The organism is Novosphingobium sp. NFX11 (genome assembly GCF_057376415.1).
The window spans coordinates 525,144-546,922 of record NZ_CP080385.1; the positions used below are offsets into that span (position 1 = coordinate 525,144).

Consider the following 21,779-nt stretch of genomic DNA (forward strand, 5'->3'; position numbering starts at 1 on the left):
GGATCGGCTCCCTCGCCCTATTTATCAGAACTTGTACCCGACCGAGAAGAGCGCCTGGCGTGGCGGGATGTACGTATCCGAAATCTGCCCGCTGCCGTAAGGGTCGGTGAAGCGCGAGTTGATGCCATTCTTGTCGAACAAGTTGGTCACCGTCGCCGAGACACTGATGCCGGTATCTGCGAAAGCATAGCTCGCGAACAGGTTCACCTGCGAGTAGTCGGGCGTATCGTCCTGTCCCGGCGTGTTGAACACGCGCGACTGGAACTTGCCGCGATAGATGTACTGCGCGCGGGCGGTGAACTCGCCCGGGCCGACTTCGCCCGTCCACGAGATCGCCGCCGATCCCTGCACCGAGGGCATCTTGGGGATCTTGTTGCCATTGATGTTCTCGCGCGCCGCTTCGCGCACCATCGTTGCCGCGTAGAAGTTGCCGAAGAACCCGCCGACGCCGCCATAGCCCGCCGCGACCTGTGCCGCGTCGGCAGCCGTGGCGTTGAGGGCCAGATAGTCCTCGGTGAACTTGCCGTGCAGCAGCGATAGCGAGCCCTCGAACCTCAGGTGCTGCGTGGCGTGCCAGTCCATCTCCAGTTCGGCGCCGTAGACTTCCGCCTTCGGGGCATTGCTGATGCCCTCGCCGAACAGCACCGCGTCCTCCTCGAGGAACTGCAGGTCCTTGTAGAAGTAGTAGAACGCCGAGGCATTGATCTGCAGCGTATCGCCAAAGAAGCGGTTCTTGGAACCGATCTCGATCGAGTCCAAAGTCTCGGGCTTGTAGGTCGGCTTCACGCCGGTTTCCATGCCGAAGATGGCGTAGGAACTGTTCCCGCTCGCCGCCGCGCTGTTGATGCCGCCCGGCTTGAAGCCGCGCGTGTAGCTGGCGTAGACCATGTTGCTGGGGGTCAACTGGTAGTCCAGCGCGAACTTGCCGGTCAGGCGTCCGGTGCTGGTGCCGAGGGTCGGCGCAGGCTGGAGATAGGCCCCCGACGTCTGCCCGCTGGTACCGCCGGACATGCTGTCGCTGACGCCGCTGTACTTGTCGTGGTTGTAGCGGATGCCCGCCGTTACCGTCAGCGCGTTCGTCAGTTCGAGACTGCCTTGTGCATACCCGGCATAGGCCTCGCGGGTGATCGCGGAGAGTTCGGCATAAGTGATCGCTTCGACCAGCGGATCGCTGAACAGAGTTCCCGTGGACAGCGGCGGGTTGAGGCCGTCGCCCTTGTTGTCGCGATATTCGTTGATGTAGTTCTTGTTCTTCGAGCGCAGGTAGACCCCGCCGACGATCCAGCGGAATGGCCCCTCGTTGTCCGAGGCGATGTTGTATTCCTGCGTCCAAGAGGCGGTGTTCTGCTGCCAGGTGGCGATGTGGTCGTAGTTGTAGAAGCCGCCGCTGGCCTGCAGGAACAGTGCCGGGTTCAGCCCGTCGCCGTCCCATGACAGGTCACTGTGCAGCTTCTGGTAGCCGGTTATCGAACTGAACGTCGCGCCGCCGAGATCGAACTTGACCACGCCGTAGTAGAGCTGCGTGCGGATATAGGTCTTGCCCGGGAAATCCTGCGTCAGTTCGCGCGGGTCAGGATTGGGGTCGAGGACGTTCTTCTGCGCGGTCGCGTTCTGGTCACCCTTGTACTGGATGGTCGAGAGCAGCACCGAGACGCGGTCGGTCGGGGTCCACTTGACGGCCAGCTTGCCGCCCCATTCATCGGCGTCGTCGAGTTCGTAACCGGGCTGGCCGGCGACGTCAGTGGCCTTGGCATAGCCGTCATGGCGCAGGCGCTGCCCGGCCGCACGGATCGCCAGCGTATCGGTGATCGGCACATTGATCGCGGCATCCGCCTTGAGCATGTTATAGTTGCCGTAACCGACATTCGCCGAGCCGGACAGCGCCGAGGCGTCGGGCTGCTTCGACACGACGTTGATGGTGCCGCCGGTCGAGCCCTGCCCGTACATCGTGCCCTGCGGGCCGCGCAGTACTTCCACCTGCGCAACGTCGATGAAGGCGGCGTTCGCGGCGATCGAGTTGAAGATGTAGACGCCGTCGACGTGGAACGAGACGCCTGGCTGGGTCGAGGGGTTCTCCGGCGTCTCCGAACCGATGCCGCGGATCGAGATCATCCGCTCGCCGCCGCCGCTCTTGGCGACGACGAGGCCCGGCACGCTGCCGTTGAGCCCGGTGACTTCGGTGATGTTCGCCTTGTTCAGCGTATCGTCGGTGACCGCCGTGACCGACAGCGATGCCTTCTGGAGCGTGACGTTGGTGCGCTCCGCCGAGACGACGATCTCGCCGATCGGACCGCCGCCGCCCTCAGCCGCCGCCGCTGCGGTATCGGCGGCCGCGTCCGCCGCTTCGGCCCGTGCCGAAGCCGGACAAGTCGCTGCCAGCAATGCGAGGACGGAGACGCCGGTAGCGCCCATGAATCGAGCAGTCGTGGTCACAATAACCCCCATCTGTGAAGGCGCACCGCATGGGTACGCGCGTTGGCACCGCCTTTCCGCTGCCGAAGATCCCCATTCCCGAAGGGCCATCGACCGGTGTTCCGGTTCACCCCTGCACTCGTCGCTTGCGCTTTTCCCTGAACCTTTTGTCTGACCCTGCTCCACCGTGAATTGTGGGGCGAGTGGGCCGCCCGTCGAAACTTCGGCGAATCACACGCCGACGCAAGCGACAACTGGCCGCGTGCGCTCGCGATCAAACGGCGGGGCATCATGCGCAAAGAACCGGCCCGCAAGGCGCCCGCGTGATGATGGCCGCGATGCGGATTGCCTCAATTCTCATGAAACCCTGTGCAGTCTGACCCGTTGCCTCTGCCAAGAGCACGGCCAGAGGGGAAGTCAATTGCCGGAATACGCTTCGTGAGCAGCAGGGTACGCCGCCTTTGCGCGGGCTTCGGCATATCATTCCTGGCCTTCGCCCTGACCGCCAACACCCAGCCCTCCCCGCCGACCAGTTCGGGGACCTTTTCGCCGCGGTGCAGGAAGGCCACGTCTTCGAGGACGGCAAGACGTTCGCCGACGCCGTGCCCAGGCGAGCACCCGACGCGATCATGGCGGAGTACGCGGGGAAGCCGCCGACCTCTCCGACCGACTTGCGCTATTTCGTGCTCGACAACTTCACGGTCCCCGGTGTCAACGACAAGCCGCTGCCCCCTTGCGCGAACACATAAGGGCATTGTGGCCGCAGCTTTCGCGCGACGCGGTCACGCCGCCGCCCGCAAGTTCGGCGATCGCGCTTCCGTCGCCTTACGTCGTGCCGGGCGGGCGGTTCCGCGAGATCTACTACTGGGATTCCTACTTCACGATGCTGGGCCTCGTCGCCGATGGCCGCGACGATCTGGTCGAGGGGATGATCGACGACTTCGCCAGCCTGATCGAGCGCTTCGGTCACATCCCTAACGGCACCCGCACTTACTACCTCAGCCGTTCGCAGCCGCCGTTCTTCGCTCTCATGCTGGACCTCTCGAAACAGACCGACGGCACCGTCCGCGCCCGGCGTCTCGCGGCCTTGCGCAAGGAGCATGCCTACTGGATGGCCGGCGAAAGCTGTGCCCGTGCGGCGAAAGCGTGCGAGCGGGTGGTGCGCATGCCCGACGGCAGCGTGCTCAACCGCTACTGGGATGACCGCGATACGCCGCGCGACGAATCCTTCGCAGAGGACCGCGCCACCGCTGCCAAGGTCTCCGCACGGCCTGCCGCCGAAGTCTACCGTGACCTGCGGGCGGGCGCGGAAAGCGGGTGGGACTTCAGTTCGCGCTGGCTCTCCGACCCGCAGGACCTGGCGACCATTCGCACCACGCGGGTGGTGCCGGTCGATCTCAACGCTCTGATGTGGGCGATGGAGAAGCGTATCGAGAAAGGCTGCAAACAGGCAGGCGATCAGCCCTGCACGCGCGAATTCTTCCAGCGGGCCGCAGCGCGCAAAGGCGCCATCGACAGATACATGTGGCAGAGCCGCCAGCGGCGGTTCGCCGACTGGCTTCTCGACGAGAGCACGCCAGGCAGCGTCCAGTCGTCCGCCACGCTGTTTCCGCTCTTCGTCGGCATGGCGTCCCCCGCGCAGACCACGGCCATCGCCGCAACCACGCGGCGCACGCTCTTGGGCGAAGGCGGCATCCGAACGACGATCCGACACACCGGCCAACAGTGGGATGCTCCCAACGGCTGGGCACCGCTGCAATGGGTCGCGCTGGAAGGACTCAATCGCAACGGGCAGGAGGCGCTCGCAAAGGACGTCGCCGCGCGCTGGCTTGGCACGGTGAACTGCACGTACCTCGAAACCGGAAAGATGCTGGAGAAATACGATGTAGAAGAGCGCCGCGCGGGCGGCGGCGGCGAGTACCCGTTGCAGGACGGGTTCGGCTGGACAAATGGTGTCACGGCGGCGATTCTCGAACGCTATCCGTCACTTGTACCCGGCACGACTTTGAGGACATGCGCCCCAAACTCCGCCGGTGAACGATAACAGTGGCAATTGCGCCGTTTCGGGACTCGCTGTTCTTTCGTACAGCTTGCAAATGTTATCGTTTACATCTACAAGGCGATTCATGCGTGGTCCTGAGGGGCCTTTTTGTAGCCAGGCGGTGATCTCCTCCCTCCGCCGCCTGTGCCGGACAAGCGCAAAGCCTTCTCGGGTCGCAACCGCAGACGGTAAAAGAGAAACCCCGGGAGCTTCCGCACTCCCGGGGTTTCCGATCTCAGGCAGCCATATGTGTCAGGCCATTCCCATCCGGCGGAAATCCGGCAGCGCGCCATCGCCGCCAGCAAAGTCGTCGAAGGCATGTTCGGTAACGCGGATGATATGCTTTTCGATGAAGGGCGCGCCTTCCGCGGCCCCGACCTGCGGATGCTTGAGCGCGCATTCCCATTCGAGCACCGCCCAGCCGGCGAAGTCGTACTGCGCCATCTTCGCGAAGATGGCGCCGAAATCGACCTGCCCATCGCCGAGCGAGCGGAACCGGCCCGGACGCTCGACCCAGCCCTGATAGCCGCCATAGACGCCCGCCTTGGGTGAAGGACGGAACTCGGCATCCTTGACGTGGAAGCACTTCACACGCTCGTGATAGACGTCGAGGAAACCCAGGTAGTCCATCTGCTGCAGGACCATGTGGCTGGGGTCGTAGAGGATGTTGGCACGCGGGTGATTGCCGGTCGCCTCGAGGAAGCGCTCGAAGGTTACGCCATCGTGCAGGTCCTCGCCGGGGTGCAGTTCGAAGCCGATGTCCACGCCGCATTCGTCGAAGCGATCAAGGATCGGCTGCCACCGGCGCGCGAGTTCGGCGAAAGCCTCATCGACCAGCGCAGCCGGTCGCTGCGGCCATGCGTAGAAGTATGGCCATGCCAGCGCGCCCGAGAAACTCGCCTGTGTCGTCAGGCCAAGGCGCTCGCTGGCCTTTGCCGCCAGATGCATCTGGTTCACCGCCCATTCCTGCCGCGCGCCCGGATTGCCGCGCACCGCCTCGGGAGCGAAAGCGTCGAACGCCGCATCGTAGGCCGGGTGAACCGCAACGAGCTGGCCCTGGATGTGCGTGGACAGTTCGGTCAGGGCCAGACCATGCTGGCCGAGAATGCCCAGCACCTCGTCGCAGTAGTCCTGGCTCTCCGCCGCCTTCTCGAGGTCGAACAGCCGCGCGTCGTTGCTCGGCACCTGCACGCCCTTGTAACCGAGCGAGGCGGCCCAGGCAGCAATCGAATCGAGCGAATTGAACGGCTCGTCGTTACCGGCGAACTGGGCAAGGAAGATGCCCGGCCCCTTGATGGTCTTCATGTCCTGCGAACCTCTTTTCTCGTATCAGACCGTGAAATCGACCCAGCCCCGCTCGTCCCGGCTAGCGGCGACGGCAGCGGCAACGAGTGCCATTCCGCGCAAACCATCCTCGACGCCCGGAACGAGTGACCCCGCCTGCCCGCGCAACTGCATTGCAAAGTCCCGATAGAGATTGGCGAGCGATCTCGAGGAGCCCTTCCGGGTGACCACCGGGCAGGCGCGTCCCGCGCCGGGCCACTTCGGACAGCGACGGGTCGCCTGCACGCACGATTTCCATGCCTCCGTCACCGCGCAGCCATTCGAGGCGGTTCGGGTTCTCCTGGCTCCAGCGACAGGCGCCCGTCTCGCCGTAGATGCGGATGGCGAGGTCGTTGCCTTCACCCGTCATGATCTGCGAGGCCATGAGCAAGCCCCGTGCCCCGCTCTCGAAGCGCAGGAACATCTGGCAATCGTCGTCGAGCAGACGGCCCGGCACTACGCTGCCAAGGTCCGCATTGATGCGGTTCACCCGCAGGCCGGTGACGAACTCGGCAAGGTGGAAGGCGTGGACGCCGATGTCGGCGATGCATCCGCCCTCACCTGAACGCGCCGGGTCGAGGCGCCATTCCGCCTGCTTGCCCTCGCCTTCTCCAGCGAGCCAGCCCTGGTTGTATTCGACCACGACCTTGCGCACCGCCCCGATTGCACCGGCAGCGATACGCTCGCGCATCTCACGCACCAGCGGATAACCCGAATAGGTATAAGTCAGCCCGTAAGGCACCGGGGTTGCAGCAAGCAGCGTCGCCAGTTCACGCGCTTCGGCCAGCGTCGCGGTCATCGGTTTGTCGCTCATCACCGCGACCCCTGCGGCAATCGCCGCGCGGGCAGCGGGCAGGTGATGGAAGTTCGGCGAGGCGATGGTGACGAACTGGATTCCATCCTCCCGCTGCGCCTCCGCCTCCAGCATCGCCTCGACCGAGGGATAGGCGCGTTCGGGCGCAATGCCGTAGCCGCATCCGGCTTCCGCGCTACGCTGCGCATCGCGGCTGAAGGCTCCGGCCACCAGCGCGATCTCTCCGTCGAGTTCCGCCGCGATTCGGTGGACCGGGCCGATGAAGGAGCCCGGACCACCGCCGATCAGGCCCATGCGAATGCGATCAGACACAACGTTCCTTTCCCGTATGCAGGCTCGGTTTGCCCGCTTAATGAAAACGATACCACAGATCGTTTACGCGGAAATCCGCCATTCACGCAAGCCCGGCTCACCCATCGCTTGACAACATGCGAGAATTGGGCCTTTTTAATGAAAGAAAAGGTTTACATTGAGGGTGCGCGGCAATGGCCGGTGCGCCGTCGCAGGCTGAGGTATCTATCTAAATGCTGTCGTTCGGCGTCGATCTCATCACGTTCTTCCATCCCGGTTTCTGGGGGATGGCGAATGAGCAGGAGGTCATCACCTTCGGCCGTGAACAACCGCGCGCGTTCTGGGACCGCATGCTCGATACGCTGCAGGAAAGCGGCGTCACCGGCATCGAACTGACCTTCGATCCCTTCGGTCCTTCCAGCCTGATTGCGGCCTATGGCTCGATCGAAGCAGCCAAGGATGAACTGGACCGTCGCGGCCTCACCATCGCCAGCGGCTTCTTCGCCGACGTCGCCATCGAGGGCGGCGTGGGCGATGCACAAACCGAGGCCCGCTGGCTGGACAGCGCCGCAGAATCGGCGAAGGCGCTTGCCGCCTGGGGCTCGGACATCATGGTCATGGGCCTGCCCATGCGCACCAGCTGGGACGCCGAGCCGCCTGTCTTCGTCGACATGGAATTCGCCCGCAAGGCGGCGGACTTCTGCAACCGTCTCGGCGCGCTGACGCTGCGGCACGGGGTGCGCCTCGCGCTCCATACCGAGGCCCACTCCACCTTCTGTCAGCCGCGCGATATCGACCTGCTGCTGATGCTGACCGATCCGGTCTACGTCGGCTTCTGCCCTGACAGCGCACACATCCTGCTTTCGGGCGGCGATCCGGTATCCGTCGTCGCGCGTCATATCGAGCGTGTCGTCACCGCGCACTGGAAGGACGCCAAGAGCGCGATGCCGATCAACATCCCGATCGATCACGGCATCCATCACGCCCACCGCGAATATTTCTGCGCGATCGGCGAAGGCACCGTGGATTTCGACGGCTGGGCCAAGCTCATGCTATCCAAGGCCGACCAGAAGTGGGCCATCCTGGAGATCGACGCCGTGCCGGATCCTCTGACTGAAACCCGCAAGTCGCTGGCTTTCGCCGGCGAAGTGCTGGACCGCCTTTCCAACGAGACCGCTGCGTGAACGCCGCGCTGACCTGGCGCGAGAAGCTCAGCTACGCGCTGGGCAATTTCGGCATCAACCTGCCGTTCGGCATGACCAATGCCTACCTGCTCTACTTCTACACCGACGTCTACGGCGTCAGCGCGGGCACCGTCGCCTCGCTGTTCCTGATCGCGCGCTGCGTGGATGCCGTGTTCGATCCGATGATGGGCCTGCTGATCGATCGCACCGAAACCCGCTGGGGCAAGCATCGACCGTTCCTCCTCTGGCTCGCCGTGCCCTTCGCGGTCTGCGGCGCCATCGTGTTCTGGGCACCGCCGCTGGAGGGCTGGCAGAAGATCGCCTTCATCTTCGCCACCTATACGCTGATGGGCATTCTCTATTCCGCCGTCAGCCTGCCGCTGAATTCCATGCTGCCGACGCTGACCCGCGATCCCAAGCAGCGCAACACCGTCAACGCCCTGCGCGAGTTCATCGGTTCCTCGGCCACGGTCGGCATCGGCTACGCCGCGCTGCCGCTGGTCAAGACTTTCAGTAATGGGGACGAGGCGCACGGATTTCTAGTCCTCGCCGCGATCACCGGCGCGATCACGCTGGTCTGCATGCTCAATGCCTTCGCCAACACGCGCGAGCGGGTCGAGGTGGACCATTCCGTCGCCAAACTCACCACCGCGCAGTCGCTGCAGGCGACGAAGGGCAACTGGCCCTGGATCGCGACGATGCTGGTGAACTTCTTCTTCTGGATCGGCTTTACCGGCCATATCCAGTCCTTCGTCTACTTCGCGCAGAGCGTGCTGGGCGAGGCGGAGTTCACCTCCACCCTTATGCTGACGATGCTGGCCGTTCTGGTCGGCACCGGCCTTGCGGGCGTATGCGCCAACGCCATCGGCAAACGCATGACCGGCGCGATCGGAGCCTCGGTCGCCACCGTCTTCACCGCGATCATGCCGCTGTCGAACGACCACACCTGGCTGATCGCGACCAACTGCGTGGCCTACATCGGACAGGGCCTGATCGGCGGACTGCTGTTCTCGCTCATGGCCGACGCGGTGGACTACGGCGCGTGGAAGTCGGGCTACCGCGCGCAGGGCTTCCTGTTCGCCGCTTCCAGTTTCGGCGTGAAGCTGGGCATGAGCGTTGGCGGTGCGGCAGGCGCGTGGTTCCTCAGCCTTGCCGCCTACGACGCCAAGGCGCCCGTCACGCCCGAGGTGGTCACCGCCGTCATGGCCGGGCACGTCTGGCTGCCTGCCGCCAGCTATGTGGCGATGGGCCTCTCGCTCATCCTGTTCCGCTTCCTTCCTGCCTACAAGAACGCTTGAGAGCCCCGAGCATGCGCACTGAGTTCGATTACATCATCGTCGGCGCGGGCAGCGCCGGTTGCGTCCTCGCCGAGCGCCTGAGCGCCGATGGCAAAAGCCAGGTGCTCCTCCTCGAAGCGGGTGGCCGTAACGAGGAACTGATGGTCCGCATGCCGCGCGGCATGATCAAGATCTGGACCAAGCCCAAGTGGTACTGGCCCTTCCCCGCCGAGCAGCAGGGGACACGCCCCGCCGGCGAAACCTGGTTCTACGGCAAGGGCCTCGGCGGTTCGAGCGCGGTCAACGGCACGTGGTACTTTCGCGGCCAGCCCCGCGACTACGACGCATGGGAAGCGCAGGGCAATCCCGGCTGGAACTGGGCCGAGATCGAGCGCTGCTACGAGGAACTCGAAGACTACCACGGCAAAAGCTACGGCCGCCGCGGCAAGCGTGGTCCGCTCGAAGTTACCGAAGTGCCGGAGGGCGACCCGGTCCTGACCGGCGCGATCCTGCAGGCGGCGCGCGCGGCAGGCATTCCCGTCCTAGACGACGTCAATACGCCCGGCACCGAAGTCGCGGGCCGCACGCAGCAGACCGTGGACCCGCGCGGCAACCGTGTTACCGCCTATACCGCCTTCCTCAAGACGGCGGCCAAGCGCCCCAACCTCACCATCCTGACCGGCGCGCTGGTCCGCCGCGTTACGTTCGCGGGCAAGCAGGCCACCGGCGTCCTCGCCGAAATCGAGGGTCAGGATGTTGCCTTCACCGCAGGCCGCACGATCCTGACGGCGGGCGTGCTGCAGACCCCCAAGTTGCTCCAGCTTTCCGGCATCGGCCCCGCCGACGTTCTCGCCCGCCACGGCATCGAGGTGGTGCACGAAAACCCGCACGTCGGCCGCAACATGAACGAGCACATGATGGTCGCCCTGTCATGGCGGCTGAACAAGGCGCGTGGCCTCAATCACGAGTTCCGGGCTGGCGCGCCTACTGGCATGGCCTGCGCTACATCCTTACCGGCAAGGGTCTGATGGCCTCGCTGCTGCCGGAAGTCTCGGTCATGGCCTCGCTGGAGGCGGACAAGGACTGGCCCGACCTGCAACTCGGCATCTCGCCCTACTCGATGGCCGCCTCCGAGGACGACAAGCCCGAGGCCGGGCGCGGCCAGACCGAGGCGGTCCCCGGGATCACCGCCACCGCCTTCTGCCTGCGCCCCAATAGCCACGGCTACGTCGAACTCGCGAGCACCGACCCGGCCGCGCCGCCACGTCTGGTCCCCAACTGGTTCGCCGCGCCCGAGGACCGCGCCACGATCCTGCGCGCGATCCGCAAGGTGCGCGAGATCATGGCCCAGCCCGCCCTCGCCCCCTACATCGGCGCCGAAACCGTGCCCGGCCCCTCCGTCCAGACCGACGAGGAGATCCAGCAGGCTGCGAACTGGATGGTTTCGACCGGCCTCCACGGCACCGGCACCTGCCGCATGGGCTCGGCCGAAGAGGGTGTCGTCGATGCGGGCCTTCGGGTCCATGGCGTCTCCGGCCTTTACGTGGCCGACTGCTCGGCGATGCCGACCGGCATCTCGGGCAACACCAACGGCCCGGCGATGGCCTTTGCGTGGCGCGCGGCGGAGGTGATTGCGGCGGCGTGACGAAAGTTGCGCATCGCGCAACTTCGCTTGCTCCGCCCCTCGCGGCTATGTAACGTTTACATCCAATGGCGAACATCAAGGACATCGCCCGCGTCGCGGGAGTATCGGTAGCGACAGTGTCGCGCGCGCTCAGCACGCCCTCGCTGGTACGCCCGGCAACGATCGAACGGATAGAGGCGGCCATCGCCGACCTTAACTACGAGCCTAACCACCTGGCCGCAGGCCTGCGCCGCCAGCGCAGCGACAACGTGATCGTCGCGGTGCCCAGCATCTACAACCCGTTCACCTCAGCCTTCGTCGAGGGGATCGAGAACGTCGCGCGCGCCAACAAGATGCGCGTGCTGCTCGGCATCACCGAGGGTGACGTCGATGCGCTCAACAAGTTCACCTCGATGATCGCGGGCAAGCAGGCCGACGGGCTCATCCTGCTGGAAAAGAACCTCCCCGACATCGTCCTCAATCCCCCGGCCAAGAGCAAGCTGCCGCCGATGGTCGCGGCTTGCGAGTATCCGCCCGACCTCAACCTGCCGCGCGTGCGCACCGACAACCATGAGGCCAGCGCCCTCATCGTCGGCCATCTGGCGGAACTGGGGCACCAGCGCATTGCCGCGATCACCGGGCCGCTCGACCAGTTCATGTCGATGGACCGTCTTTCCGGCTACAAGCTGGGCCTTTTGCGCGCGCGGATCGAGTTCGACGAAGCGCTGGTGGCGCGCGGCGATTTCTCGCTCCAGTCGGGCTACGATGCGATGGTGCGCCTGCTCGACAGCGGCGCGGAGTTCACCGCCGTCGCCTGCGCCAACGACGAGATGGCCATGGGCGCGATGAGCGCGCTGCATCAGCGCGGCATTTCCGTGCCGGACGAGATGTCGGTGGCGGGTTTCGACGACTTGCGTTTCGGCGCCTTCGCCATCCCGCCGCTGACCACGGTGCACATCCCCACGGTGGAGATCGGCGAGGCGGCGATGCGGCTGATGCTGGATCTGCTCCTGCAGCAGGACCAGGGAGGCCCCGCGCGCGAGGTGGTGCTGCCGCACCGCCTGATCGTGCGCCAGTCGACGGCGGCGCCAAGGAAAAACGCAAGAAGGCCTGAATCCTCCACGAGTCAAAGTCAGGGAGGAATTTGCACCCACCATTCGTCATTGCGAGCGCAGTGAAGCAATCCAGGGCCGCGCAAGACCGCCCTGGATTGCTTCACTGCGCTCGCAATGACGAGGATGTGCAGAAACGCCCGCTGGCGAGTGCGGGTCATTACGCCGGGGAAATCAACGCAACCGAGATGAACATCGGGTCGGCGTCGGGAGCGTCCAAGCAGGGACGCGGGGTTTTGTGTTCCGTGAAGCTCTGGCGAGCGGCCGGGTAACTCACGGTGCAGCCCGGCTCGACCTGTATTTCATCGGAAAGTCCCATGTGGCCGTCGTTAGGGCTCGCAGCGTTATCGGCCGATGGTTGTCCGGCGGGGACATCCGGTGTCCTGCGTCAAGTCGCAGGAGCGGGCGGATGACGCTTTCCGGGAACTCAGGGACAGTCCGGGTCTTCGAACGGACGCGTGGGTTGCGTAGCTACGGCTTGAAACCGCATCCCGGCCCACGACGCCGACCCGATACACCTCTCCGGCGTGATCATCGCCGGATCGGATGCTGGGGCTTATAACCTATTTGGATATATTTGTCAATCGTGACTCAACCTCCCGCGCAACCGCGATCAAGCGCCGATCGTCATAGCGCGGTGCCACCAGCGAGACGCCGATGGGCATTCCGCCCTCGCCTGTCGCCAGTGGAAGGTTGACGACAGGCGCATGCAGCAAAGTCCAGGGCTGGTTGAACCGGGGTTCCCCGGCGAACGGCCGAGCGGAGCGATGCCCGGCGCGCTCGGCGCCAGCACGGCGTCGAGTCCGGCGATCGCCCGCTCGAACCCCACCCGTGCCGCCGCCGCACGGTCATGCGCCTCGCGCAGCCGGGCGTCGGGATATGTCGCCAGGGCATCGACCCGAAGATGGAAATCGGGATGCAGCAGGTCGGGCCGTGCGCGTGCAAGGCTCAGGAAAGCGGCCGCGCCCTCGCGGAACAGGATCGCGCGGTGATCGTCGTTGAGGTGCTTGAACTCGGGCAGCGTGGCGATCTCGACGACGTCGATCCCGGCCCCCGTCATGGCGGCGGCGATACCGTCGAAAGCGGCTTGGCCATCGGGCGTCATTTCATCCCACCAGGGGGTGCGGAACACGCCGATGCGCAAGGTCCGGCCTTCGACGTGCGTACTGGGCGCGAAGCCGTAGATTTCGCAGACCCGGTCGATCAGGTCGAGGTCCTGCGCGTACCAGCCCACGGTATCGAGGCTATTGGCATAGGTCTTCACGCCTTCCCGGCTGACGAGACCCCAACTCGGCTTGAAGCCATGGATGCCGCAGAAGCTGGCGGGGCGGATCGTCGAGCCGCCGGTCTGCGTCGCCAGCGCCAGCGGCACATGCCCGTCCGCCACCGCCGCCGCCGACCCGGCCGAGGAACCGCCCGGCGTGCGCGCACAATCATGCGGATTGGCGCTGGCGGCATTGCGCCCGGCGGCCGCGAACTCGGTGGTGTCGGTCTTGCCCAGGATCACCGCGCCTGCCGCCCGCAAGGTGGCGACGCAGGGGGCGTCCTCGGCAGGCACGAAGCCGGAGAACAACGGCGAATTGTGCGTGAGCGGCATCCCCGCCACCGCGATCACGTCCTTCACGCCCACGCAAATCCCGTGGAGCGGCCCCGGTTCGCCCGCATCCAGTGCCCTCGCCGCAGCCAGCGCCCCGGTATCGTCCACGTGCAGCCACGCCCGGGCCTGCGCATCGCGCGCGCCGATACGCTGCAATGCAGCATGGACATTGGCCACGGCAGGGGCGTAGGGGGTCTGGACCATGGAAATTCGGCTCCCGAGCAGGCGGCGCCATAGCGCCATATCTCACGATTGTGACTTCCCTCTTGGATCGTGTAAAGCATTACATTATGCAATGCAGCAATGACCTCCGCAGCCACGCATAGCCCGCCCGCAAAGGCGCCCTCGATCGCCTCGGTGCTGGCGACGACGACGACGATCCAGATCCTGTCGACGATGACGGCGCTGGCGCTGACCGGCATCGCCCCGCTCGTCGCGGACGAGTTCGGGCTGGCACCGCATTACGTGGGCTACCAGATCAGCGTGATCTACGCGGCGGGCACGTTCGCCTCTGCCATGGCGGGAACACTCATCCAGCATCGCGGGCCGGTGCAGGTGGAGCAGCTTGCCCTCGCCTGCTTCGGCACCGCGCTGCTCTTGCTGACGAGCGCGAGCCCGTGGCTGGCCCTGCTGGCCTCGATGGTGATCGGCGTGGGCTATGGGCTGCAGAACCCGGCCTCGGCGCAGATACTGGGCGCGGTGACGCCGCCGCACCGGCGCTCGCTGATCTTCTCGATCAAGCAGGCTGGCGTGCCGATCGGCGGCGTGGTGGCGGCGCTGCTGATCCCGGCGCTCGCAGGATGGCTGGGCTGGCGTACGACTTTCGTGCTCGGCGCGGTGCCCTGCTTCGCGATGATCGGGGTTCTGGCGCTCAAGGGCGGGCCGGAGCGACCAGCGGCGCCTGTCACGATCTCGGTCTGGCGCGGCTTCGTCTATGAGCAGCGCCTCGTCTGGGGCAAGGCACCGCTGCGGGTGCTGGCGATGCTGGGGATGCTCTATTCCTCGATCCAGCTCTCGCTGTCGGCCTTCGCGGTGATCATGCTGGTCGAGCATCACTGGTCGATGGTCGCGGCGGGCCTTGTCGCCGGGGGCGTGCAGGCCTGCGGAGCGCTGGGCCGCGTGTCGTGGGGCGGGCTGGGCGACCGCTTCGGCGGGTTCACGGTGCTGGCGGTGATCGGCGTGGTCTCGATGGCCTGCATGATCGCGCTGTGGCGGATCGACGCATTGCCTGCGGTGGTCGCGATCGGCGTGCTGTGCCTGTTCGGCTTCTGCATGAGCGGTTGGAACGGCGTCGTCATGGCCGAATGCACGCATCACTGCGCGCCCGAGGACGCAGGCCGGGTGATCGGCGGGTCGCTGGTCTATACTTTCATCGGCGTGATGATCGGCCCGGCGGCGATGGCGACGATCTACGGCTTTACCGGCGATTACGGGACGAGCTTCCTGCTGGTGAGCTGGGTTGCGGGTCTTGGCGCGCTGCTGGCGGGGCGGGCGGCGATGGCTTCCCGCGCCTGATGAAGCGCCTTGCTGCGGGGGCTTCGACAAGCTCAGCCTGAGCGGGCTTGAGAGGTTTACGCCCCCGCCTGCCCAACCCTTACGCTACATCCGCTCACCCTGAGCTTGTCGAAGGGTCGCAGCAGAACCTCACCGCGAAAAAGCCGGTCACGCGGGGTGCGTGACCGGCCGAGGGTATTGGACGACCCGATGGAGAGAGAGACCGGGCCGTCAGGGTAGCGTAGATCAGGCCGCGACGAGGCGATCCTGGCGGCAGGCCATCAGCGGCTGCACCTTCTCGCCGAAGTTCACGAGGCCCTGCTCGAAGTCGTCGAAGGTCAGCATGATGCCCTTGGTGCCGGGCACCGAAGCGGCTTCGTCGAGCAGCTTGGCGACGGTCTCGTAAGAACCGACGAAGGTGCCGATACCGAGGTTCACCGCGCCTTCGGGCAGGTTGATGTGACGCGCGGTCGAGCCCTCGCCTGCGGTCTTGTCGGCAGCGCCCTGATCGCTCATCCACGCCAGCGCATCGACGTCGGCGCCTTCGCGGTAGGACTGCCACTTGGCCATGGCCTTCTCGTCGGTCTCGTCGGCGATCACCATGCACAGGATGTAGGCGCCCACGTCACGGCCGGTCTTCGCGGCCGCTTCGACCAGCGCCTCGACGGTCGGCGCATGCTTGGTCGGCTTGTTGAGGCCGCCCGCCGTGACGAAGTTGTAGTCGCCGTAGTTGGAGACGAACTCCATCCCGCGCGCCGACTGGCCCGCGCCGACGATCTCGATCTTGCCGGTGCTGGGCCTGGGCTGCATGTGGCAGTCTTCCATCTGGAAGTGCTCACCCTTGAAGTCCGACTTGCCGTCGGCCCACAGGTCCTTCATCACCTGCACGTATTCGCTGGCGTAGTCGTAGCGGTGGCCGAAGTAGGCGTCGCCCGGCCACATGCCCATCTGCTCGTATTCACCCTTGGCCCAGCCGGTGACGACGTTGACGCCGAAGCGGCCCGGCGCGACGCTGTCGATCGTCACGGCCATGCGCGCGACCATCGCGGGCGGCAGGGTCAGAATAGCCGTCGAGGCGAACAGCTTGATCTTGCTGGTGACGGCCGCAAGCGCGCTCATCAGCGTGAAACTTTCCAGGTTGTAATCCCAGAACTCGGTCTTGCCGCCGAAGCCACGTAGCTTGATCATCGACAGCGCGAAGTCGAAGCCATAGCCTTCGGCCGTCTGGACCAGCTTCTTGTTCATTTCGAAGCTGGGTTTGTACTGCGGAGCGTTCTCGGAAATCAGCCAACCGTTGTTGCCGATGGGAATGAACAGACCAATATCCATTGCAGTGCTCCTGGGAGAGGGAAGTTTAAGGGAGAGGAGGCGGAGACGGTACGCGCGCGAGCCAGGAAGTCGCCTGTTCATAGGCAAACCCTCCACGCAGCAAGCATTGTTCGGAATTCGGAGCGCCGACGAGTTGCAGCGCCAGCGGCAGCCCGCGCGCATCGAAGCCCATCGGCGTGACGAGCGCCGGGAAGCCAAGCATCGAGATCGTGCGGGTCAGCGCGGATAGCTCCGCGACCATCGCCTGCATCGCATCGCCGCCGGTCGCGCCGACCTCTTCGGCCATGGGCACCGGGAAGCGCGCGGCGGGGGTGAGCAGCAGGTCGACCTTGGCGAACGGGCCGCGCAGCATGTCGGACTGCGCGGATTTACGGCGGCCGAGCGCGGCGAGATAGACATCCGGCGAGACCGCCGCGCCCGCCAGCAGGCGGTTGCGCACCTGATCGCCGAAGTCTTCCGCCCGCTCCGCCAGATGGCGCGCGTGGAAGGCGGCGGCTTCGGGAGCCCATATCTCGGCGGCGATCGCGGGATAGCCGGAGTGGTCGGGAATGGCGACATCGACGACTTTCGCGCCGAGGTCCGCGAAGACCTGCCGCGCGGCCGCGAAGGCAGCGGCGACTTCGGGGTGAAGGTCATCGGTGAAGTAGCTGGTCGGCACGCCGATCGTCAGACCCGAGCAGTCGGCGATGAGGCCAGCCTCGTATTCGCCGTCCACCAGAACGTCCATCAGGCGGGCGAGCGAGCGGCTGGAAGTGGAGAGCGGCCCCGCGGTGTCGAGCGTCTTAGACAGCGGCATCATCGCGGTGTCGGGCAGCAGGCCGTTGGTCGGCTTGAGCCCCGCAACGCCGCAGAACGCGGCCGGAAGCCGGACAGAACCGCCGGTATCCGATCCCAGCGCGCCGGTGACGATGCGCGCACCGACCGCCGCGCCCGAGCCTGACGACGAACCTCCCGAGATCGCCTCGCCGTTCCACGGGTTGCGGCAGCGGCCGAGATGCGCGTTGTGCCCTGTCGGCCCCATCGCGAATTCGGCCATGTGGAGGCGGCCGATGGTGATAGCGCCCGCCGCAGCCAACCGGGCCATCAGCGGTGATGTCTCGGCGGGGACGTGGCCGCGCCAGATCTTCGAGCCCGCCTCGGTGGGAATACCGGCACGGAAGAACATGTCCTTGTGCGCCAGCGGCACGCCGTGGAGCGGCCCGCGCAGCGATCCGCGCCTGCGCTGTTCATCGCAGGCCCGTGCCTGGTCGAGCGCGGCCTCGGCCTCGATCGCGACGAAGGCATTGAGCCCCCGCCAGTCCTCGGCGCGCTCCAGTGCGTCGGTGACCGCATCGACGGCGCTCAGGACTCCGCTGGCGATCGCTTCGGCAAGTTCGACGAGATCGTGAGGCATGGCTGTCCTGTCCGCGAGGATCGCGTGTTTCGAGGCGGATGGGAAAAGGGCCTCCCACCCTTCGCGCTTGCGCTCGCGCAGGGTGGGAGGGAGCGCGGGACAGTCCGGAGGAGAGAAGGACCATCCCGCAGTTCCGTTTAGAACGAGTAGCTCAGACGCGCGCCGTAAGTGCGCGGCGGAGCAAACTGCAGCAGGTATCCGCCCGCGTAGCCGGCCTCGGCATTGGCGGTGAGGATCGTCTTGTTCTCGATGTTGCGCACATATGCGGTGATCGAGAACGGGCCGTTGTCCGGCGTATAGGTGATCTGCGCGTCGCTCTTCCAGTACGCGCCCATCTGCTCGGCAGCGGTGTTGTAGAAGGTGAAGTAGGTCTTGGTCTGGTAACGCGTCTGGACGCGCGGGGTCAGCGTGCCGCCCAGCAGGTGGAAGTCGTGCTGGATGCCCGCCGAAAGCGTCCACTCGGGTGCCTGCACCAGACGGTTGCCCGACAAGTCGGACGCGGCCGGGCAGGTGTCCGCGGTCACTTCGCAGAAGTCGGTGTACTTGGCGTCGAGCCATGCGACGTTGGCGTCGATCTTGGTGTCGGGCGTGACCAGCCACATCGTCTCCAACTCCGCACCCTTCACGCGCGCCTTGCCGGCGTTGAGGGTGTAGACCAGCGCGGTTTCCGGATCTTCCTGCTGGGTCTGCAGATCCGAATAGTCGTACAGAAACGCGCTCAGGTTGACCTGAAGGGCATTGTTGAAGAAGCGGTTCTTGGTGCCGACTTCGTAGGCGATGATCGTCTCGGGGCCGAACGAGTTGTTGGTCGTGTAACCGCCCGCCTTGTAGCCCTTGTCGACCTTGGCGTATATCAGGTTGTCCGGCGTCGCCTGGTAGTTCAGGCCGAAGTGCCAGGTGATCTGGTCGCCCGAATAGTGGTTGTCCAGCGTCGAATACGTACCGGCAATGTCGTTGTAACCGACCTGGGACTTGTTGTCCTTGGTGTAGCGGATACCCGCTTCGGCCTTCAGTTGGTCGGTCAGGTCGTAGGCGACCTGCGCGAAGACCGCCTTGGACTTGCTGCCGACGTCGTAGTCGAAGGTGTAGAAGTTGAACGGCGTCGTACCCGCATCGCCATGCACCTGGAAGAAGGTGTCGAGCGCGTCGGTTTCCTTGAAGAAGTAGCCGCCGACCTGCCAGGTGAAGCCGGTCTTGTTGTTCGAGCTGAGGCGCAGTTCGTAGTTCTGGTCCTTGACGCCCTCGTTCTGCTGGAAGCCGTAAGTGTACGTCGTGCCGCCGTCCTGGTCGTTGTCACGGTTCAGGGTGGACTTCTGGTAGCCGCCGAAGAAGCTGAGCGTCGCGAAGTCCATGTCGTAGGAGATCGCGGTGCGCACGGCCTTGGTGCGGATATGCGTATAGCCCTGGTTGTTCAGCTCGAACTTCTTCGAGGAACCGATGTCCAGCGAGCCGTCGTCGTTGACGTCGGCATAGGGGATGCCCTTGGACACCGCACCGACGCCGTCCACGCGGGTCATCTCGCCGGTCACGAGGATCGAGAGACGGCTGGTCGGGGTCCACAGCGCGTGGACGCGGCCGCCGGTCACGTTGCCGTCGTCGCCGTCCTTCAGGCCCGGATTGTCACGGTAGCCTTCGTGAGTCTTGCGCGTGCCGGCGAAGCGGAAGCTCAGGGTGTCGCTGACCGGGACGGTCGCGCCGACGTCGAAGTTGAGGGTGCCGTAGTTACCGATCTCGGCAGCGGCATCGAGCTTCCAGTCGTCGGTCGGCTTGATCGTAGCGATGTTGACTGCGCCCGCCGTGGCGTTGCGGCCGTAAAGCGTGCCCTGCGGGCCGCGCAGGACTTCGATGCGCTCGACGTCGAACATCGCCGCGTTGAGCGCGAAGCCGCGCTGCAGGTAGAAATTGTCGACCGAGACGGCGACTGCCGGATCACCCGTTTCCGAGTAGTCGCGGCTCGACACGCCGCGGATGGTGATCATGGTGTTGGCGTTGTTCTGGGCGATGTTGACGGTCGGCGCGATGTTGGAGATCGCGTTGACGTCGGCGACGCCCGCCTTGGAGAGTTCCTCGCCGGTTGCGACGGTCATCGCGATCGGGGTGCTCTGCGCGCTGGTCTCACGCTTGGTCGCGGTGACGACGATGTCGCCAAGCCCTTCCGAGGCGGTATCGGCTGCGGCCGCAGAATCCGGGCCGGCGTCCTGGGCGAATGCAGGCTGGACGAAAGCCGCTGCGATGGAAAGCGCGCTGGCAGTGAACGTTAGACGCTTGAGCAAGACTGGAACTCCCTGTGACCCGTTCTGGAATGATTGACGTTTTCATTACAATGACCGATTCGCTGATGAATGCAAGCCGGTCATTTTGCGGTCAGAACGGAAGTTTCATCAAATAATTGTTTTATAACGAGTTTTTATGATTTATCGGAAGGATAACGTTTTCATTTTTGATGCCGAACACTTGCATCATGGAAGGTTATCGGCCGGAAAAGCCTTGAGAAGACGTTGGTTCGGCCATCATCACCATCTTGCGATCCAACAGCCGCATCCTGCGCTATCGTAACCCGAAACGTACCCGGTGACCAAAGGTATGAGACTTGGTCTGAGACACCTCGAACCCGTACCAAACCGGCACATTCCGGCTATTCTTGAGCTTTAGCCGGAAAAATTGGAGCATCGGTGGGGTGGCCGGTTCACAGCCTGCGGGCGAGCGCTAGCTTCCAACACAATAATGTAAACGTTACCATTGTCATACATGCCTGCACATGGTTGATTGCCTCCGTGGACTCCATAAATGCCGAGGTCATGCAATTCGAAGGACCAGGCCATGAACATCCCCACCCGCCCCATTCGCGTCGGCCTGCTGGGTTACGGTTTTGCCGGTAAGACCTTCCATGCTCCGCTCATCGGCGCGTGCGAGGGACTATCGCTCCACGCCGTAGCGTCGCGGGATGCAGGCAAGGTCCACGCGGACTATCCCGGGGTGAGTATCCATCGCACGCCCGAAGCGTTGATCCAGGACGATGCGATCGACGTCGTCGTCATCGCAACGCCCAACGACACGCATGCTCCCCTTGCTCGCATGGCGCTGGAAGCCGGGCGCCACGTCGTGGTCGACAAACCGTTTGCCCTTGATCTCGCGGAGGCGCGCGGGCTGGTGGCTTTGGCGCGGGCTTCCGGCCGCCACCTTCAGGTTTTCCACAACCGGCGCTGGGACAGTGACTTTCTCACCGTGCACCATGCCATTGAAAGCGGCCTGCTCGGCCGTGTCACGCATTTCGAATCGCGCATCGATCGCTTTCGTCCGCAGGTCCGCGATCGCTGGCGCGAGCATGCAGTGCCAGGAGCCGGCATCTGGTTCGACCTCGGCCCGCACATGGTCGATCAGGCGCTGGTCCTGTTTGGGCTACCCGACCGTATCACTGCCAGCCTCGCCATCCATCGCGACGGTGCGCAAGTGGACGACTGGGCGCACGCGATCCTGGATTATGGCGAGCGGCGCGTCGTAATCCACGCAGCCATGCTAGTTGCGGGTGGATCGGCGCGCTTCATCGTTCATGGCACGGGCGGCAGCGCGGTCAAGCTCCGTGCGGATGGACAGGAGGCGCAGCTCCTCGCCGGAATGCGACCCGGGACGCCTGGCTGGGGTGAGGATACCGACGCCCTCGCTTTCTATGGCGGCTCCGGCGAGCCCCGCTCCATCCCCGCCATGCCCGGCGACCAGCGCGGGTTCTACACCGCCGTCGCTGCCGCACTGGCGGGCGATGCACCGCCGCCGGTGCGCCCGATCGAAGCACTCGCGGTGATGGCCGTGCTGGAAGCCGGTGCCGCCTCCGCACGGGAGGGGCGCTCGATGCCGCTACCGCTCACGCCAGAAGAACGCGCCGCCTGGTAA

Annotated in this window: 15 protein-coding genes and 1 pseudogene; 9 read left to right on the forward strand and 7 right to left on the reverse strand. The window is 65.2% G+C overall.

The features are described 5' to 3' along the window. Positions 1 to 24: 24 nt before the first annotated feature. Complete coding sequence (locus KZO24_RS20200; RefSeq protein WP_271182801.1) at positions 25 to 2,433, reverse strand: TonB-dependent receptor; 2,409 nt, start codon at positions 2,431 to 2,433, stop codon at positions 25 to 27. A gap of 533 nt (positions 2,434 to 2,966) precedes the next feature. On the opposite strand from KZO24_RS20200, the gene KZO24_RS20205 reads away from it, so the two are divergent. After that, positions 2,967 to 3,161 (forward strand): hypothetical protein, encoded by a 195-nt coding sequence (locus tag KZO24_RS20205; protein ID WP_486487612.1) that lies wholly within the window; start codon positions 2,967 to 2,969, stop codon positions 3,159 to 3,161. Continuing rightward, positions 3,146 to 4,456, forward strand: a complete 1,311-nt coding sequence (treF, locus tag KZO24_RS20210; protein ID WP_486487613.1) for an alpha,alpha-trehalase TreF — start codon at positions 3,146 to 3,148, stop codon at positions 4,454 to 4,456. The genes KZO24_RS20205 and treF overlap by 16 nt, the downstream gene beginning before the upstream one ends. Positions 4,457 to 4,705: 249 nt before the next feature. Here treF and KZO24_RS20215 read toward each other — a convergent pair whose 3' ends face one another. Both KZO24_RS20215 and KZO24_RS20220 read right to left on the reverse strand, forming a co-directional pair. Further along, entirely contained in the window at positions 4,706 to 5,758 is a 1,053-nt protein-coding gene (locus tag KZO24_RS20215) for a sugar phosphate isomerase/epimerase family protein (RefSeq protein WP_271182799.1), read from the reverse strand. A gap of 24 nt (positions 5,759 to 5,782) precedes the next feature. Next, a pseudogene (locus tag KZO24_RS20220) lies at positions 5,783 to 6,884 on the reverse strand (Gfo/Idh/MocA family protein). A gap of 230 nt (positions 6,885 to 7,114) precedes the next feature. Here KZO24_RS20220 and KZO24_RS20225 point away from each other — a divergent pair. The 5 genes from KZO24_RS20225 to KZO24_RS20245 all read left to right on the forward strand — a co-directional run bounded on the left by KZO24_RS20225 (position 7,115) and on the right by KZO24_RS20245 (position 12,144). Next, on the forward strand, positions 7,115 to 8,065 hold the full coding sequence (locus KZO24_RS20225; protein WP_271182797.1) for a sugar phosphate isomerase/epimerase family protein: 951 nt from the start codon (positions 7,115 to 7,117) through the stop codon (positions 8,063 to 8,065). After that, complete coding sequence (locus KZO24_RS20230) at positions 8,062 to 9,363, forward strand: MFS transporter (RefSeq protein WP_271182796.1); 1,302 nt, start codon at positions 8,062 to 8,064, stop codon at positions 9,361 to 9,363. Before KZO24_RS20225 ends, KZO24_RS20230 begins: the two co-directional genes overlap by 4 nt. A gap of 11 nt (positions 9,364 to 9,374) precedes the next feature. Then, the gene (locus KZO24_RS20235; protein WP_486487614.1) at positions 9,375 to 10,370 is read left to right on the forward strand and encodes a GMC family oxidoreductase; all 996 of its coding nucleotides are present in this window, start codon (positions 9,375 to 9,377) and stop codon (positions 10,368 to 10,370) included. Further along, entirely contained in the window at positions 10,370 to 10,987 is a 618-nt protein-coding gene (locus tag KZO24_RS20240) for a GMC family oxidoreductase (protein ID WP_486487615.1), read from the forward strand. The genes KZO24_RS20235 and KZO24_RS20240 overlap by 1 nt, the downstream gene beginning before the upstream one ends. A 65-nt stretch (positions 10,988 to 11,052) precedes the next feature. Then, a complete protein-coding gene (locus KZO24_RS20245) occupies positions 11,053 to 12,144 on the forward strand; it encodes a LacI family DNA-binding transcriptional regulator (protein ID WP_486487616.1) in 1,092 nt (363 codons plus the stop codon). A gap of 547 nt (positions 12,145 to 12,691) precedes the next feature. Here KZO24_RS20245 and KZO24_RS20250 read toward each other — a convergent pair. Next, entirely contained in the window at positions 12,692 to 13,879 is a 1,188-nt protein-coding gene (locus KZO24_RS20250; protein WP_486487617.1) for an amidase, read from the reverse strand. A gap of 99 nt (positions 13,880 to 13,978) precedes the next feature. Between KZO24_RS20250 and KZO24_RS20255 the strand changes: the two genes are divergently transcribed. After that, positions 13,979 to 15,190: an MFS transporter gene (locus tag KZO24_RS20255; RefSeq protein WP_271182792.1), complete on the forward strand. Its 1,212-nt coding sequence runs from the start codon at positions 13,979 to 13,981 to the stop codon at positions 15,188 to 15,190. Between the two features lie 225 nt (positions 15,191 to 15,415). On the opposite strand, the gene rutA is transcribed toward KZO24_RS20255, so the two are convergent. From rutA to KZO24_RS20270, 3 genes are all read right to left on the reverse strand, one after another. After that, a complete protein-coding gene (gene rutA, locus KZO24_RS20260) occupies positions 15,416 to 16,498 on the reverse strand; it encodes a pyrimidine utilization protein A (RefSeq protein WP_271182791.1) in 1,083 nt (360 codons plus the stop codon). Between the two features lie 25 nt (positions 16,499 to 16,523). Next, on the reverse strand, positions 16,524 to 17,891 hold the full coding sequence (locus KZO24_RS20265) for an amidase (protein WP_271182790.1): 1,368 nt from the start codon (positions 17,889 to 17,891) through the stop codon (positions 16,524 to 16,526). A 137-nt stretch (positions 17,892 to 18,028) separates the two neighbouring features. Next, positions 18,029 to 20,164 carry a TonB-dependent receptor gene (locus KZO24_RS20270; protein ID WP_271182789.1) on the reverse strand — a complete coding sequence of 712 codons (2,136 nt, stop codon included), beginning with the start codon at positions 20,162 to 20,164 and terminating at the stop codon, positions 18,029 to 18,031. 547 nt (positions 20,165 to 20,711) lie between these two features. Here KZO24_RS20270 and KZO24_RS20275 point away from each other — a divergent pair. Next, positions 20,712 to 21,779, forward strand: coding sequence for an oxidoreductase (locus KZO24_RS20275; RefSeq protein ID WP_271182788.1), 1,068 nt, complete (start codon positions 20,712 to 20,714; stop codon positions 21,777 to 21,779).

Excerpts from the sequence above, each read along its gene's own strand:
- KZO24_RS20265 (WP_271182790.1), bottom strand. The coding sequence starts at position 17,891 with ATGCCTCACGATCTCGTCGAACTTGCCGAAGCGATCGCCAGCGGAGTC.
- rutA (WP_271182791.1), bottom strand. The coding sequence starts at position 16,498 with ATGGATATTGGTCTGTTCATTCCCATCGGCAACAACGGTTGGCTGATT.
- KZO24_RS20275 (WP_271182788.1), top strand. The coding sequence starts at position 20,712 with ATGAACATCCCCACCCGCCCCATTCGCGTCGGCCTGCTGGGTTACGGT.
- KZO24_RS20250 (WP_486487617.1), bottom strand. The coding sequence starts at position 13,879 with ATGGTCCAGACCCCCTACGCCCCTGCCGTGGCCAATGTCCATGCTGCA.
- KZO24_RS20240 (WP_486487615.1), top strand. The coding sequence starts at position 10,370 with ATGGCCTCGCTGCTGCCGGAAGTCTCGGTCATGGCCTCGCTGGAGGCG.
- KZO24_RS20245 (WP_486487616.1), top strand. The coding sequence starts at position 11,053 with ATGGCGAACATCAAGGACATCGCCCGCGTCGCGGGAGTATCGGTAGCG.
- KZO24_RS20215 (WP_271182799.1), bottom strand. The coding sequence starts at position 5,758 with ATGAAGACCATCAAGGGGCCGGGCATCTTCCTTGCCCAGTTCGCCGGT.
- KZO24_RS20235 (WP_486487614.1), top strand. The coding sequence starts at position 9,375 with ATGCGCACTGAGTTCGATTACATCATCGTCGGCGCGGGCAGCGCCGGT.
- KZO24_RS20225 (WP_271182797.1), top strand. The coding sequence starts at position 7,115 with ATGCTGTCGTTCGGCGTCGATCTCATCACGTTCTTCCATCCCGGTTTC.
- KZO24_RS20255 (WP_271182792.1), top strand. The coding sequence starts at position 13,979 with ATGACCTCCGCAGCCACGCATAGCCCGCCCGCAAAGGCGCCCTCGATC.